At 41.4% G+C, this 16862-nt stretch carries 14 protein-coding genes; 4 read left to right on the top strand and 10 right to left on the bottom strand.

The features are described from left to right. Positions 1-226: 226 nt before the first annotated feature. The 6 genes from QWZ01_RS05800 to QWZ01_RS05775 form a co-directional block, all read right to left on the bottom strand. Entirely contained in the window at positions 227-1297 is a 1071-nt protein-coding gene (locus QWZ01_RS05800) for a dipeptidase (RefSeq protein WP_290322334.1), read from the bottom strand. Between the two features lies 1 nt (position 1298). Continuing rightward, positions 1299-2405 (bottom strand): D-TA family PLP-dependent enzyme, encoded by a 1107-nt coding sequence (locus QWZ01_RS05795; protein ID WP_290322333.1) that lies wholly within the window; start codon positions 2403-2405, stop codon positions 1299-1301. Positions 2406-2512: 107 nt separating this feature from the next. Then, positions 2513-2977, bottom strand: coding sequence for a RidA family protein (locus QWZ01_RS05790; RefSeq protein ID WP_290322332.1), 465 nt, complete (start codon positions 2975-2977; stop codon positions 2513-2515). A 113-nt stretch (positions 2978-3090) separates the two neighbouring features. After that, positions 3091-3882: a hypothetical protein gene (locus tag QWZ01_RS05785; protein ID WP_290322331.1), complete on the bottom strand. Its 792-nt coding sequence runs from the start codon at positions 3880-3882 to the stop codon at positions 3091-3093. 21 nt (positions 3883-3903) lie between these two features. Beyond that, positions 3904-5466 carry a vanadium-dependent haloperoxidase gene (locus tag QWZ01_RS05780; RefSeq protein WP_290322329.1) on the bottom strand — a complete coding sequence of 521 codons (1563 nt, stop codon included), beginning with the start codon at positions 5464-5466 and terminating at the stop codon, positions 3904-3906. A 31-nt stretch (positions 5467-5497) separates the two neighbouring features. After that, on the bottom strand, positions 5498-6433 hold the full coding sequence (locus QWZ01_RS05775) for a hypothetical protein (protein ID WP_290322328.1): 936 nt from the start codon (positions 6431-6433) through the stop codon (positions 5498-5500). A gap of 382 nt (positions 6434-6815) precedes the next feature. Here QWZ01_RS05775 and QWZ01_RS05770 point away from each other — a divergent pair, with 382 nt between their 5' ends. The 3 genes from QWZ01_RS05770 (at position 6816) to QWZ01_RS05760 (ending at position 10364) form a co-directional block, all read left to right on the top strand. After that, positions 6816-7394 carry a TlpA family protein disulfide reductase gene (locus QWZ01_RS05770; RefSeq protein ID WP_290322327.1) on the top strand — a complete coding sequence of 193 codons (579 nt, stop codon included), beginning with the start codon at positions 6816-6818 and terminating at the stop codon, positions 7392-7394. Between the two features lie 88 nt (positions 7395-7482). Further along, entirely contained in the window at positions 7483-9033 is a 1551-nt protein-coding gene (locus QWZ01_RS05765; protein ID WP_290322326.1) for an alpha-N-arabinofuranosidase, read from the top strand. A gap of 92 nt (positions 9034-9125) precedes the next feature. Next, on the top strand, positions 9126-10364 hold the full coding sequence (locus QWZ01_RS05760) for an MFS transporter (RefSeq protein ID WP_290322325.1): 1239 nt from the start codon (positions 9126-9128) through the stop codon (positions 10362-10364). 1 nt (position 10365) lies between these two features. Here QWZ01_RS05760 and QWZ01_RS05755 read toward each other — a convergent pair whose 3' ends face one another. Then, positions 10366-10875: a DinB family protein gene (locus QWZ01_RS05755; RefSeq protein ID WP_290322324.1), complete on the bottom strand. Its 510-nt coding sequence runs from the start codon at positions 10873-10875 to the stop codon at positions 10366-10368. 248 nt (positions 10876-11123) lie between these two features. Between QWZ01_RS05755 and QWZ01_RS05750 the strand changes: the two genes are divergently transcribed. Further along, positions 11124-12668: a L,D-transpeptidase family protein gene (locus tag QWZ01_RS05750; protein WP_290322323.1), complete on the top strand. Its 1545-nt coding sequence runs from the start codon at positions 11124-11126 to the stop codon at positions 12666-12668. Positions 12669-12717: 49 nt separating this feature from the next. Here QWZ01_RS05750 and QWZ01_RS05745 read toward each other — a convergent pair whose 3' ends face one another. The 3 genes from QWZ01_RS05745 to QWZ01_RS05735 form a co-directional block, all read right to left on the bottom strand. Continuing rightward, a complete protein-coding gene (locus QWZ01_RS05745; RefSeq protein WP_290322322.1) occupies positions 12718-13503 on the bottom strand; it encodes a murein L,D-transpeptidase catalytic domain family protein in 786 nt (261 codons plus the stop codon). 212 nt (positions 13504-13715) lie between these two features. Further along, positions 13716-14297, bottom strand: coding sequence for a nitroreductase family protein (locus QWZ01_RS05740; protein WP_290322321.1), 582 nt, complete (start codon positions 14295-14297; stop codon positions 13716-13718). 100 nt (positions 14298-14397) lie between these two features. After that, positions 14398-16830, bottom strand: coding sequence for an alpha-ketoacid dehydrogenase subunit alpha/beta (locus QWZ01_RS05735; protein ID WP_290322320.1), 2433 nt, complete (start codon positions 16828-16830; stop codon positions 14398-14400). Positions 16831-16862: the final 32 nt, after the last annotated feature.

Raw genomic sequence — 16862 nt, 5'->3', positions numbered from 1 at the left:
AACAAATGCATGGTTTGTTTTACATGAGTATGAAGAATAGTTTGTGGAGTTGGGGTATTGATGCGGGTTTGAGGTGCGGGAGCGTTAAATTTGTCATTGCGAGGAGGAACGACGAAGCAATCACGAGCGGGCGAAGCAAAAGCTCCCTTAAAATCTCCCCCAAGGGGGGAGATTTTAAGAAATGCACTTTAAAGCCCTCTACTTTGGAGAGGCTTGGGTAACGCTTTTATGCCCAGGCTTTTCTTAAAAACCTTAGCCAGTTACCGTGCATCATGTTTTCAATATCCTGATCGGTGTAACCTCGTTTTTTGAGCAGATCGGGTACTTTTTGCAGATTGGCAATGGTTTCCAGATCATACGGGCATTGCTCACGGCCGAAAGCACCATCAAGGTCGGAGCCCATGCCTATGTGGAGCGCATTACCTGCTATCTGGCAGATGTGGTCGATATGATCAACCATCACTTCCAGATTACAGTTCATTCCCCTTGGTGTTGATTGCCCCCTAACCCAGTTAGGTACCATCATCCAGGCATCAAGCGCGGCACCAATTACAGCACCATGATCAATCAAGGCTTTAATCATTTCATCACTGTATTGACGGTTGTGGTTCACCAGCGCGCGACAGTTGTTGTGGCTTGCCCATACATGGCCGTTAAAATGATCTAAAGCCTCCCAAAAACTATCATCGCATAAATGGGTGGCATCTAAAATAATATTCAGGCGCTCCATTTCCTTCAGCAACTCATGACCTTTTGGACCCATATATCCTGTGGCATCCGTTCCCTGGGCATATCTGCCGGGGCCGTAATGGGCAGGGCCAACAGCGCGCAGCCCATAATTATAGGCACGCTCCAAATGTTGAACCGTTACAATAGAATCCGCCCCTTCCAAACTCAGTATATAACCTATGGGCTTTTTATCTGCAGGCTGCCCATCGTTCCAAAGTTGCAGATGTTTCTCCAGCGATGACAGGTCATTTACCTGTACCATTTCGCCGGTATCCTCCATAGCTTTGTACCATGCTACCTGGCCCTGGGTTTGTGCCCAGGCCTGCTCAGGCGAATGCCAGCCCGGCAACGGATTATCAGGCGCTACGTAACGCCCAATCTGTGTGGCAACTACCAAACCAATATTACCTTTGCGCAGCTCTGGTAAACTAACTACGGCCATGGCACGGTCAGGCTTATCGGTAAGTCCTTCTTCGCGTTGGTTAATTTCAGAAAGTGGACGGGTAAGATCACGGTTCCACTCCAAAGCGTTCATGCTCAGGTCAAGATGGGCATCTATTATCAACATATCAGATAGTTATTTTACGATCGCGTGCGGCATTCAACCACTCGCCATTAAGTTCTTTATTTTCAATTATATAAGCACGCTCATATAAAGCAACAGTTGGGCATACATGATGAGGTATACCATATAGCACATCACCTATCTGGTAGCCATGATCTTTACCTGCCTCTACCACCAAATGTTCTTCGCTTTGCCCTACGGGTACAAGCTCTGGTGCATTTAGAAAGTAAATGCGTTTGCTTAGCTCATTCTCGGCCGATACGGATTTATGCCCTACATCCAAACAAAGTTTAGTATCGCCGGGCAGCGATATTACACGGCTTATAACCAACGCGGCGGGTAAAAACTCCTGCTCGGGTATACCCAGCTCATAGCCTTTATCCCAATAAACAAAAGTCCCGGGGCTACATTCAACCACTTTTCTTTTCGCGTGAATTGGAAAGGTTGGCGATCCGCCTGCAACAATAATTGGTTCAGGGTATCCTTTTTGAGTTATATCCTGCTGTAACTTTAGCACGGGCTCAAAGCTGGCATCACAACGCTCTTCGCGTGTTTTCAGGTCAACATCATGAATGTGGCCATCATACGCGTGCAAGCCAACAGGATTTACTCCGGCCAGTACAGCGCAATCCATGTACAACTGCAAAGCCTCAAAGCCCGGTTTGATGCCTGTTCGGTTCATACCTACATTGAGATCTATATAAACGTTGATCCTGATCTTATAAGTTATAGCGGCATCCGATATTTCCTTGGCAGCAATAGCATTATCAACCAGGCACGAAAACTTTGTGCCGGGAAAGGCATGGATCAATTTAATAAACCTGTACAGCTTAGGGCCAACCGGCTGGTAGGCCAACAACACATCAGGCGCTTTACAGGTGGCCAGCAATTCGGCTTCGGCAATAGTGGCACATTTAAACTTGTTGATGCCAGCAGCCATCAATAACAGGGTAACTTCCCTATTCTTATAGGTTTTTACATGGGGACGCAAGCGAGCAACATCATCAATCATAGTTTTAAGCAGATCGATATTTGCCTTTACCCTATCCGGATAAACAACCAAAGCCGGGGTATCCAGCTTATCCATGTTATCAATTGTAAACCAGTTCATTTGGGGACAAGTAATGAGTAATAAGTTTTGGGTTATGAGTTTATCAAATAGTTTATCTAAATTACAAATAGCTCAAAACTCATAACTCAAAACTTCTGCAACTATAATTAGGCTAATTCAAATAAAGCCTCAATCTCAACCGGGATATTATCAGGTAACGAACCCATACCAACCGCGCTGCGTACGCCGATACCGTTCTCTTCACCCCATATTTTGGCAAAAAGTTCGCTGGCTCCGTTAATGATAAAAGGATGTTTTTCAAAATCAGGTGTACAGTTAACCATACCTAAAACTTTTATTACCCTTTTAATTTTATCAAAGCTGCCGATATTGGCTTTTATAGTAGCCAGCATGGTTAAAGCAACCTGTTGCGCGGCCAGCTTGCCGTCTTCCTGCGAAACGGTATCGCCGATACGGCCAATAATTAATGAGGCATCATCCTGTACCGGTCCGTGACCCGAGAGGTATAGATATTTGCCATCAACTAAACATGGTTTATAAACGCCAAGCGGTTTTGGTGCAGGTGGCAGGTTTAAACCCAGCGCTGCAAAGTTTTCTTCTGGAGTGTTCATGAAGGTAAAATTATAAAGATTAAACCATAAATAATAAACAAAACGCCGGGACTTTATGCTCCCGGCGTTTACTTATTGATAATGAATATTTAAACTGATAAAACTCACGCTGATTAATTTACAGCGAATGTTGTTACAGCCGATGGCGACCGTTTTAACGCGAACCATAAAGCCAGCAGCACGCCATAACTACCACCCCGCTCTATCCACTCAAACACTTCATAATGAGGATAAAACAACTCACTGGCAACTTTCCAGATTACTAATACCAATAACAGGTTTTTATATGGCCTGATAAGTATAGATATAGCAGCCATGATTTCCAATACCCCAATCATTTGCGCGGTTTTGGCTGGGTTGGCAAAACCTAAGGCATGATATTGATTTACCAAACCTGCCTTTTCAATAAAATTGAGCCAGCCATGTCCGGCCAATAGCAAAAACGCGAATATTTTCAGGCAGCTGATTATAGTTCTTAATGAAGCCGGCGAGATAGTAACCTGATCATCCATGCGTTTAAACCATTGCTTAAAGGGTATTTTTGCTCCTCCCTGAACCAGCAAAAGCACCAGTGGAGCACCAAAATTGCCAGCGCGTTCAATAAACTCGGCAAAAGGTTCGCCTGATAATGGCCGCATGGAGGCTGTAGCTATACCCCAAACAACCAACCATGCAGCAATAGCGCGGGTTGGATAAACCAGCATTGAGATACCCATCATTATATCAATGGTTCCTACAATGGGCATCAGGGTGTAGGCATCATTTTTACCAATACCAAACACTGCAAAGTAATTGCACCAAATGGGTTTGGTGATAATACCAAACGCGCCATGCCCTATAAAACACATGGCTACCGCGAGCCTTAGCGTAAAATATATTTTTTGATCAGTAGTTAAACGCGACATTCTATTAAAACAATACTTCTGTTATTTATTATCTGCCCCATCTGTTTTAGCCCTTTGAATGGCATACTGGCCAACTTTGTTGCCTGTAACCAAACCTACCTCGCAATCGCTCCGGTAATGTATTGCACCGTATAGCCTTGACATGGCAGCCGCATTTGCCAGATCGGTAAATTTTGTACCCCTGCCTGGCAATAAATACGTTAACACTGTTGCCGCAGCCCCGCTGAAATTAGAGTGCCCCGATGTATAAGCCGGAAAATTAGGTACTCCTGTTAACGTTTTTATTGTAGGGTTGGCTTGCGACGGACGCTGATTAAAATAAAAGTATTTGGTATCCCAGCATACGATTGCAGCATCCATTTCGGCCATATTTAATAACGCAAAGTTGCGGGCCCATCGTACTTCGCTGTATTTTTCCTTTACAAATTCATCGGCTGCAATGGCGTTCCAATGTCCTGTCGGGGTGTAAGTGCCGATGCCATCTGCCCAAAAGGCAACTTGTTCCTCATGTTCACGAGTGCGGTTCTTGCTAAATGAAAGTACTTCTTCGGTCTCTTTTTTAAACTCAGGCGAATTGGTTAAATACGGTGCCGGCGGCCTGATGGCTACAACGGTAAGTGTATCAAACAAAAACGGTAAAACCTTTGAAAACAATGGCAGCATGGGCGGGCGTTTAGGCGTTTCCAAACTGATCCAGAATTGCTCGCCTTTACTAAGCGCCGTGGTTTCAAAACCTTTCCATATATCAGGTGTACCAATGGCTTTACCAGCGCGGTCATTACGGGCACGATTGGCAAATACCGCCGCTACCTGCTTGCCTAAAGCCTCACCTGCGTTCATTTCGCCGCGGGTATTTGCTCCCGCCATGATCCGGTATAGTTTTACCTCGTCGGCTTTTTGCTGAATAAAGGCAATTTCAGTTGGGAATAAGAGCTTCATAATCTCAACCGTAGCACCTTCCACTACCGCATCTTCACTTGGGTATGATGGTAGTTCAGAAGCCGGAACCAGCTCCTGTACGCCTGAGTCATTCTTATAGGGGGCGGTACGTTTGTATTGATTTTTAAAATACCATGCCGCAACCAGCGCATCATACTGCGTAGCACTTACATAAGCATACGCCCTTGCCGCATAAGGCGGATTGGAAAACGGAAATTCCGGATAATTAAACGGATTGGCCGAGTTAGGCGCGGGATATGTACCATCCGGGTTTTGATAAGGCGCTACGTTGTGTTTGGCTACCAATTGGCGCAGTATCTCGTTCCATCTCAATACCGAACCTGCGCTCCAGTATTTTATGGATGCCTTCTGGTCATCGGTCAGATTTTTTTGCAAAGCCTTGATCTCGTTAATATCAGCAATGTAAGCCGGCGAGGTTACGGCATCAGGCACAGCCACTGTTAACGTGTTAAGATTGGTTAACAATATAGGCTTCCAGGTATCGGCATTCAAATCGATATTGGTTGGTGCAAGAGATGGGTATAAGGTGGTACGGTCAACAATATCTTTTTTGCAGGACGTACCCAAGATGGCAACCCCAAAAAATAAGGTGACAGGAATTATATGTAGTAAGTTTCTTTTCATATTGAAGGTCATTAAATAATTCAATCGGCATTTATTTTTCTTTTTTGGTACTGAAAACATAATAAACACCAGCAAAAAAGCTGCGGGTTTGCCCAACATTACGGCCATCAAGCACATAATTCCTGCCGCCGGTTAACTCCAGACCGCTGATTGATTGAAAGCTGTATTTTAAAATTACACCGGCTGTAGTAGCGTTCATTTTGTTGCTCGGAAACGGCATATCATTTTTACGGATATCAAAACCGCCAATAGTAGTTGTTTTTGTCAATACAGCCTCGGCATTAAATTTTAAACTGCGGTAGCCCGAGCTTACCAGGAAGTTGGTTACATTAGGCATTTGCACCTCGTTAGTGTAATGCATTTCTGTGGTGTAATAAGAGTTTCTGTCGATAGTAATATTGCTCCGGCGAAGGTATTGCCCGGCTCCTGCTACAAAAAATCTGCCCGTTTGGTAGTTAAGCAGGCCGCGTAAGGCCACGTTCTTGCTATGCAAACCGATCGACAAAGGCAAAAAATCGGCCTGGTAATTACTTAACGGGATTGATCCGGATAAGATGGCATGAAAGCTGAATAAGCCCGTGCCTATCTCCTCTTTTATAGCCATCCATTTAATAGCGGCACTAAGATCCTGAAAATTTTGTTGCCCCCTTAATGTTCCGGCAGAAGCATTGGTTGTTACATATGGCACCATAAATAACAGATTAATACGGTTTGATAAACCATAGTTGCCTCCAAGGCTGTAAACATTTGAGCTCACGGTACCCAGGTTAAGATTATCCCGTTTAAATGTGCCTTCCCAATAATGATCCCAGCTGTTGTGCGTATACAGAGCAGCAGCACAAAAGTAATTTTTGGGGATCATGAGCGCATCGGTTTCTGTTTGGGCATGTGCGCGTAGCGAAAAAGCTAAAAAGCCGGTTAAAAAGAATAAATATCTGTACAAATTCAGTAGTAAAGGTTTATGCATATAAGGCATTAGGGTTATTGTAAATAAAGGTCTGCATTTAATAAAATTATCATTGTATATAATTGACTTACTATCATTTAACTTCAAAAGCCTCAGCACCAATAATTCGGCAGCCTATTGAAAGTATAACATGAATTAAAAATATCGCATTTACTAAATCAGCAAGAATTAAATAATTGAAGATTTAATGATAATACGCCATTTTAGTTTAGCAAAACATATTAATAAACAGGATTATAATCTACGTAAATATATGCGCCAGATTCAAAAAAACAAACAGCATATCCATTTATATAACATTTCTCTTGCTTTTATTAAAGTGATAATTTAGCATTCTTGATTTTTACTAATCTGCTGTAAACAGGTTGTTAATCGTATATAAATGATCAATAAGAAATTTACCACCGGAAATATTTTATACGGATTATTCATGGTTGTTATTCTAATTATGTTAATTAACCCAACAGCCAAGGGTTTATTGATCAGGGGGCTCATGAATATCGGCTTATTCCAACCTGATATACCTGTAGCGGAATCTAAACCAAAAGCTAATCCTGTTAACATTACCTTTCGGGATTCAAAAGGACAAACAATTAATACAGCCGATTTAAGAAACAAGGTAATATTTGTGAACTTTTGGGCCACCTGGTGCCCTCCATGCATTGCCGAAATGCCTTCGGTTAATCAGCTTTATGACCGGTTTAAGAATAATCCGGAAGTAGTTTTTATAATTGTGGATGTGGATAACGACCATAATAAAGCCCTAACCTTCATGCAAAAACACAACCTTAACCTGCCCATGTATACACTTGCCGGCAATGTTTCCACTGAAATAATGGATGGCACCATCCCTACCACACTGGTTTTCAATAAACGCGGACAGATTGTATATCGACATACGGGTGCGGCCGATTATGGCAATGAAAAATTTGCTTCTTTCATATCTTCCCTCTGTAAATAAAGCTTTTTTACTAATTAATATTTGTTGTTTGTACACTTATTAATTTTTTTTCCTTTATTTACATAACTAATTACTAACCAAAATTTTCATGAAAAGGAACCTGCTTTTTTATCCGGGTGTTTTGGCGCTTTGCCTTATTCAGGCAATTTGCCTGGGCCAAACAGCAACCCTCACCGTTAGCAACGATTCAAAAACTACCATCAGCAAACACATTTACGGTCAGTTTGCCGAGCATTTGGGCCATGGTATTTATGATGGCTTTTGGGTAGATAAAAATTTACCGGTAAAAAAACAGGATCGCATCAGGCTTGATATTGTTGACGCACTTAAAAAAATAAAGATCCCTAATCTGCGCTGGCCCGGCGGCTGTTTTGCCGACGAATATCACTGGCGCGACGGCATTGGCCCAACAGCACAGCGCCCCCGCATGGTTAATACCAACTGGGGTGGCGTTACCGAAGATAACAGCTTTGGCACACATGAATTTCTGGAGCTTTGCAGCCTGCTTAATTGCGAACCTTATATAGCGGGCAATGTGGGCAGCGGCACAGTTGATGAAATGTCAAAATGGATAGAATACCTTAACTCAAACAGTACCAGCACCGTGGTACAAACACGCATAAAAAACGGACATAAAGAACCTTATAAAGTTACTTTTTGGGGTGTGGGGAATGAGAGTTGGGGCTGCGGCGGTAATATGACACCTCAGTTTTATGCCGATCAGTTTAGGCGTTATGCTTCCTTTGCTAAGGACTATCCCGGAGCAAAACTCAAAAAAATAGCCAGCGGACCCAACTCTGATGATTATAACTGGACTGAGGTTTGTATGAAAAACATTCCGCTGCACATGATGTACGGCCTATCGCTGCATTACTATACCATACCAACCGGCCATTGGGGCAAAAAGGGTTCGGCTACGGAATTTACCGAACAGGAATATTTCAATACCATGGTTAATTGCCTTAAAATGGAAGAGTTGGTTACCAAGCATTCGGCCATAATGGATAAGTATGATCCTGAGAAACATGTGGCATTGGTGGTTGATGAATGGGGCGTGTGGACAGACCCGGAACCGGGAACTAATCCGGGCTTTTTGTATCAGCAAAACAGTTTGCGCGATGCCCTGATAGCTGCCACAACCCTCAATATTTTTAATAATCATAGTGATCGAGTTAAAATGGCTGCCCTTGCGCAAACTATTAACGTGCTACAGGCATTAATATTAACTGATAAGGAAAAAATGATCCTTACCCCTACCTATCACATATTTGATATGTACAAAGTGCACCAGGATGCTAAATATTTGCCTGTAAAGCTGGATGCACCTGATTATGAAGTTGATGGAAAAAAGATACCAGCGGTAAACGCTTCTGCCTCACAGGATGCTGCGGGTAAAGTGCACATTTCATTAGTTAATTTAGATATCCACAAGCCGGTAACTATAACAACAAGCTTTAAAGATATTAAGTGGACAACTGCCAGCGGCCAGGTTTTAACGTCGGCCAATGTTACTAACGTAAATACGTTCAATGATCCTAACAAAATACACCTCAGCAATTTCACCGGGGCCAAAAAGGATGGTGAAAAGCTCGTAGTTACCTTACCTGCAAAATCTGTAGTGACGTTAGAGTTGAACTAAAGTATATCTGCATTTAAAAAAAGCCCAAAGCCTGTAAAAAGCTTTGGGCTTTTTCGCTTTAAGCATTAGGCATATAATTATCTTTGTAATGCATGTTAACCTCCTTTTTCCAATTATATAAAAAAGCCTATAGCGGACTCTCAAAAGGCAGCTGGTATCTAAGCCTGGTTATGTTTATTAACCGGAGCGGTACTATGGTTGTGCCTTTTATGAGTATTTACACCATTCAGCAGTTGCACTTTACAATTGTACAATCGGGCTGGGTGATGGCATTTTTTGGTATTGGTGCAATAACAGGTGCATTCATCGGCGGGAAATTAACTGACAGAATCGGTTTTTATGATATTCAGGTCGGCGCACTGTTAACCGGTGGTATATTATTCCTCATATTAGGTTATCAGCATACCTTTTTAAGCGTAAGTATAGGGACATTCATTTTAAGCATCTGTAATGAATCATTTCGTCCGGCCAATTCAACGGCTATAGCTCATTATAGTAATGATGAAAACAAAACACGTTCCTATTCATTAAACAGACTGGCAACAAACCTGGGCTGGGCCTTTGGCGGCGGTTTGGGAGGCTTTCTGGCCTCATTCAATTACCACTTACTTTTTTGGGTTGACGGCTGCACCAATATTTTTGCCGCCCTTTTATTGCTGAAGTTAATGCCTCGTTCAAAAATCATTAAAGCAGTTAAAAGCACCGGAGATATTATCAAATCCGCATCGGCATATAAAGATGGTGCATATTTGATATTCATTGTATTGAGCACTCTTTTTGGAACCTGTTTCTTTCAGTTTTTTATTATGCAACCTGTTTTTTATAAGGTACAGTGGCATTTTAACGAGCGCTTTATTGGCTTTTTATTAGCGCTCAACGGCATTTTAATCGTTCTTATAGAAATGATCCTGATCCATAATTTAGAAGGGAGAAGAAATCCGCTCACCTATATAAGCGCTGGCATTATTGTGGCAGCAAGCAGTTTCGCGTTGTTAAACGTGTTACCTCATAGTGCCTGGGCAGCCATAGTTATAGTGAGCCTTATTACATTAGGTGAAATATTGAGTATGCCGTTCATGAACTCTTATTGGATAAGCCGTACAACCAATTACAATCGGGGCGAATATGCCGCGTTATACAGCATGTCGTGGTCGGCCGCTCAAATAATCGCGCCTGCCGTGGGTAGCCAGATCATAGCGCACGGAGGTTTCAATTTGCTTTGGTGGGTACTTACCGGGGTGTGTATATTTTCATCAGCAGGTTACCTGATTCTTAAAGCCGTTACACGTACAAGCAAGCCAGCTGCTATAATTTCTGAAAAAATTATTTAACCTAAGTAAGCTCCTTTAAAACTTTTACAGTAACTAAAAGCTGCCCTAAATGGCGCATAGTATGTTCGGCCGAATGAACATATAAACCTAAAGCCGTTGATGGCAACTTTGATCTGCCAACTTCACGGGCTTGCGTTAAAATATTTTCATCAGCCTCTGATAACTGCTGCATAGCGCTCTCAACCTGCAGATTAAAATGATGTACAAGATCGGCACTCTTTATGTTTTCCTGGGGCTGCCCTTCTTGTTTCAAATAACCTAATTGATAATCCGTAAGTCCTTCCCCATTTGCATAGGTAAAAAGCCTGTTAAGCACCCCTGCCATATGCTGCAAATGAAACGCCGGCGATGCCATATCTGCAACTTTTTGCCACAATAAAGCATCTGGAAAATCATTCATTAGTTCATTTAATTCTTCCCGTGCCTGTAAAAGCGCGTGAGCCACAGGCTGTAACAAAGCAGGTATATTTTTTAAAGGTCCGCGCAGCCAAACCTCAGGCTTATTATTCATTGTCATTTCTACCGTTATCCGTAATAGTTATCAATTCTTTGTAAATACCCAATTTAAGCAGATATATTTGCCCGTTCTAAAAAATGAGGGCAATCAACGTTTATAATCAAGCTAAGGTTTATATCAAACTTAACATCTTCAATTGCTTGCAGTGCGATAAATTGTCTGTTTTCAAAATTAAATAAAATCAATTTGCTTTATGGTATGGCGATTGCTAAGCAAAAGCTATATTTAACTATACAAATAACATGATCTTTACCTCTACAAAAAAAGCCTCAATTTTTCCTCTATTATGTGGCTTTTTTGTTATCCTGTTTGTTTTTCAAAGCTGTAAAAAAAAGCACTCTGAAATAGCTGATCAGCTTTTCAAAAGCACTCAAAACAAAATTTTCCAGGATATTGATCCGGATACTCTTGCCCTTGCACTAAAAAATGAAATATTAGCTCAAAAGACAAAAATTGCAAATGAACCAGTGATTGAAGCTTATTTTCAATCAAATGATTATCAGCCGACGTTAGTGCTTAACCATTTATTTAATGGTGACCTTGATGTTTTACCTGAATATTATGATAAAATTGGTGAGCATGGGCTTGATAAAAAGCCTTACCATGCAGAAGCTATAAGGGCTCTGGTTGCTAAGCTTCGCGACAAAAACGGAATAAAGACAGTTGAAGAAGCCTATCATGATCTTGCCGAATTAGAGTTATTGACCGCAAGCTCAATAATAAAATATTCAAACGCCTTGCAATACGGGGTTGTGAATCCGCGTAAGATATATTCCCGTTATTTTTCAGCTACAAAAAGGCCTGATAGTATAAGCATGAGAGATGCCTTAAAGGCAACAAGTTTCAAAGGCTTTCTGGACAGTATTCAACCCACCGACCCTCAATATAAAGCCCTGCAAAAGGCTTTTTTTAATAATACCGTTTTAGAAGGTTTATCGAAAGAAGAAAGCAGACGTTATTTTTTAGTTAACCTCGAACGCCTGCGCTGGAAGAATAAACCCAAAGAAACCAAATACGTTGTAGTAAACATTCCTGATTTTAAATTAGATGTAATTGATAGTGGTAAATCTGTTTTAAACATGAAGGTTTGCGTTGGCGAAGGTCGTAACAAAGATTACCATAGTAGTTTGATATCCTATGCCGATAGTGACCGGTATGATAAACCATTCCCACGGGAAACTCCACAGCTCAGCAGCGTTATACATAGTGTCGAAGTAAATCCAATGTGGAACATTCCCCGAAGTATTGCCACTAAAGAGATCATTATTGAGGCTGCAGATGACCCATACTATTTATCGAATAAGAATATTGATGTTTATAAGGATGGCTTAAAAATTGAAGATCCGGAATCAATTGATTGGTCGAAGGTAACAAAGGACAACCTGGATTATGATTTTAAGCAGCGTCCGGGAGAAGATAATTCTTTAGGGAAGATAAAGTTCCTGTTTAAAAACAAAAGCAGTGTTTATTTACATGATACTCCTGCAAAAGAAGCTTTTAGGCATACTATGCGCGCCGTAAGTCATGGTTGTGTGCGTCTGGGAGATCCTGAAGGACTTGCAAAAAATCTTTTTGGTGAAGGTGAAGACTTTGATACCATATCTAAAGATATGCACGAAGATAACCCTGAACCTACCAATATAGCACTACCTAAAAAAACACCGATATATATAACCTATGTAACCTGCTGGGCTGATGATGCCGGGACACTTCAGTACCGGAAGGACGTATATGGTTTAGATATTGTGCTATATGCTCATTTAAAAATGCTGAATAGTAATCTATAAAACAAAAAAGCCCGATTTTCATCGGGCTTTTTTGTTTTAACGCTATATCTTAAAGTCTGGCCAGATCAAAAGCAGTTGTATCGGCAGCAATAAAGTTTAAAGGACCTGTTTCATCAAGGTAACTTGAACTATAGCTTTGGTCATTACCATTTATAAAGAAAACTGTTTTTCCCTTTATAGTATTGATCACCTGGTTTACAACCTTTGGCGATACGGCGGGACAACCAAAACTACGCCCAACATAGCCTTTATGATCAATGGCTGCCTGGCTAACATAACTTGCAGCATGAATCACAATATCGCGCATGCGTGCGTTGCCGTTAAAGCCTGGATCCATGCCATCTAAACGTAACGAGCGACCATGTTTACCCATATAAATATTATCAGTTAAATAAAAGCCTAAACTGCTTTGATGCGAATCATTCCTGTCCGAAAAGTGATCGGCCATTTCTTCACCACTGCCTTGTCCGTGGGCTACCCATGTATTTAACAATAGCTGTTTGGTTATCAGATCAACTATCCACATGCGTTTTTCCCTGCTTGATTTGGTAAAATCAACAACAGTTAATACTTCGCTATTTACCGGTAATTTATGTGCAAGTCTTAAATTGGTATAGCCTGTAACGGCTTTTTCAAATACATCAAAAGCTAAACCCGACTGTTGTAGACCAGCCGTTTGGTATAAATTATTCACATACTGGTTAAATAATTCTTTTGCATTTAGGGTTGAATTAACGTTCCCATCTGATTTGTTTGCACCTGCGGATCTCCAACTAACAACCGTTCCCGATAACAATACTACCGCCAATGTAACGCACCAAAAATGTTTCCTCATACTTGTGTTTGAGTTAAGTTTAATCAATAAGTTAAATTAGTAACAGGCTTAAAAGCAACTGACCGGATTAGGAACCGATCAATTACTAATATATAATATTTTATTTAATCAAAAATATCTTCAATATATAATTCAATTAAAATGAAAATATTTTTAAATAAAAACAATTAAAGTGCTGTTTTACGATAAAAAACGGAAAAAAGTTACGTTTATTATTTAACCCACACAATCTTCTCTTCAAGCGGAGTGTTTCTTTTGCCTTCCGGATGCTGATCTGCATATCCTAAATAGAGTACGCCAAGCACATTGTCTTCCTCTCTTAGTTGTAAAAAATCCTTCATACCCGGTTTTAAAATAGCACCGCCGGTACTCCAGAACGAAGCCATATTTAAAGCGGTAGCGCCAAGTAAAATATTTTGAATAGCGCTTGAAACAGCAGCAATTTCCTCAAACGGTGGTATTTTAGGCAAATCACCACGCTTCATGGTTGCTACAATTACGTGAGATACCTTATCGCCCTGGTGTTGCAGATTGTTGTAAGTAGTTTCATTAAAGCTTTCAGCATCAACTCCCTGCTTATATATCTCGGCATGCTGCCTGCAAAATTCAGAAGGGGTTTCATAAACTGTGAAACGCCATGGCTCGGTATACCCATGAGTTGGTGCCCAATCGGCCAACTCAAGCAATGCCGCTATGTGTCCGTTTGGTATTTTGTGGCCATTCATCACAGCCGGTTTAACCGAACGACGGGTTTTGATAATGTTTGATATGGTGGTAAATGCAATAGAATCCATGTTGTTATATATTCAGAAAAGTGAAACCTTATCAGGCAAAAAAACAAGTATCGGGATATATTATGCTTATAGAAAAGCAGATAAGTTAAATATCCCGCAATTAAAAAATTGCAGGATATTTTGAAGGATTAGCTTCGTTCATAATAGCATACACAGCTTCGATAATATCATCTACTGATGGTTTGCTAAAATAATCGCCATCAGAGCCATAAGGCGGGCGGTGTTCTTTGGCGGTTAATGTCCGTGGTTGCGCGTCAAGTGAATAGTAACCATTTTCGGCCTCAATGATTTTTTGAGTGATATAAGCTGAGGCTGCTCCGGGTACATCCTCATCAATAACGAGCAATTTGTTTGTTTTCTTTAATGAGCTACCGCAAACATTCTCTAAGTCAAATGGATATAATGTTTGCGGATCAACTACTTCGATATGGATCCCCATTGTTTCCAACTCTTCGGCAGCCTCCAATACCAGGCGCAAGGTTGAACCATATGAAACAACGGTAACGTCTGCACCTTCTTTCAATACTTCGGCCTTACCAAGTGGAACGGTAAATTCGCCAACATTGGCAGGCAATTTTTCTTTCAGGCGATATCCATTCAGGCTTTCGATAACTATGGCCGGCTCATCTCCTCTTAATAAAGTATTATACATACCGGCAGCCTGTGTCATATTACGTGGTACGCATATATGGAAACCACGCATAGAATTTACAATGAGCCCCATTGGTGACCCTGAATGCCATATACCCTCAAGCCTGTGCCCCCTGGTACGAATGATCAATGGAGCCTTTTGACCGCCACGGGTACGATAGCTTAAACTTGCTATATCATCGCACAAAACGGTCATGGCATATATCAAATAGTCAAGATATTGGATCTCGGCAATTGGCCTTAAGCCACGCATGGCCAAGCCCATGCCTTGTCCTATTATAGTAGTTTCACGTATACCGGTATCGGTGATACGCAAATCACCATATTTACTTTGAAGCCCGGCAAAGCCTTGATTAACATCACCAATAGCACCAACGTCTTCACCAAAAGCTACAATGCTTTTATCGCGGTCAAAGTTCGCATCGAAGCAGGCGTTCAGCACCTCGCGGCCATCTAAAATACGTGCATCCTCATCGTATATAACAGGCACAACAGGCACATTTAATGGCGATTGAGGAGTTTCTGAAAATAATTTTGAGTTAAACCTTTCGTTATTTTTAACCAATTCGGCATTCAGCCAATTTAGTAAAGTTTGCCTTTCAGGCACGTTATCTCGAACAGTGAGCCTTAAGGTTTTACGAATAGCAGAAATTACATCTTTCCTGCCGGCATCATAGCTTGAACGGAGTGCAGATGATATACTCAGGATCTCGTCTTTCACCGTAACCTGGTGGGCCACGTTATCAATTAATTGAGCAGCTTCTAATAGTTCGGCTTTAACTATATCCAACAATTCGGCCGCGGCCTCACGCTGACACTCACGAACATATTTTTTAGCGTCATTCTCCAGTTCATGAAGTTCCTCTTCTGTTGAAATTGCCGATGCTATCATCCACTCACGCATTTTAAGCAAACAATCATGCTCATCTTCCCAGGCCAGGCGCTCTTTGGTTTTATAACGCTCATGTGAGCCTGAGGTAGAGTGCCCCTGAGGCTGTGTCATCTCCACAACGTGAATCAATACCGGCACATGCTGTTCACGGCAAATAGCAATAGCACGTTCATAGGTTTCGCAAAGTGCTATATAATCCCAGCCCTTTACCTTAAATATTTCATACCCATTTGTATCCTTTTCACGCTGAAAACCTTTTAATATCTCTGAAATATCTTCCTTGGTAGTTTGTAACTTGGCAGGTACCGAAATAGCATAGGCATCATCCCAAACAGAGATGGCCATAGGTACCTGCAGTACACCTGCAGCATTGAATGTTTCGAAAAACAACCCTTCAGAAGTTGACCCATTACCGATAGAACCAAAGGCAACTTCATTACCGCTTACAGAAAACTGGTTAAGGTACTCCAATTCTTTATTTTGACGGTATAATTTTGATGCATAGGCCAGGCCAAGTAAACGAGGCATATGGCCGCCCGTGGTTGAAATATCAGAAGAACAGTTCATGGTTTCGGCCTGGTTAACCCAGCTGCCGTCTGCATTAATAAATCTGGTAGCATAATGGCAATTCATTTGCCTTCCTGCTGATGCAGGATCTTTCTCAATATCCGGATTAGCATATAACTGAGCAAAAAACTCTTTCAAATTACTCATGCCCGTAGCAAACATAAAAGTTTGATCACGGTAATATCCCGCGCGCCAATCCCCGGCACGAAATGCCTTAGCCATAGCTAACTGAGCAACTTCCTTACCATCGCCAAATATGCCAAACTTAGCCTTGCCTGTTAAAACCTCTCTCCTGCCTATAATACTGGCCTGTCGGCTTTCATAACCAATACGATAATCATTAATTACAATTTTTTTGAAATCATCAAAACTTAGCTCAGCGGTATTAAATTTACTGGTTGCACGTATTGTAGTTTCGGGCATATATAATTTCGTTTAGACGGTAAAATTATAAA

It is taken from the genome of Mucilaginibacter aquaedulcis (assembly GCF_030409325.1).
Classification (GTDB): domain Bacteria; phylum Bacteroidota; class Bacteroidia; order Sphingobacteriales; family Sphingobacteriaceae; genus Mucilaginibacter; species Mucilaginibacter aquaedulcis.
Note: the sequence above shows the minus strand (reverse complement) of the source record. Positions and strands in the feature narration are given on the sequence as shown.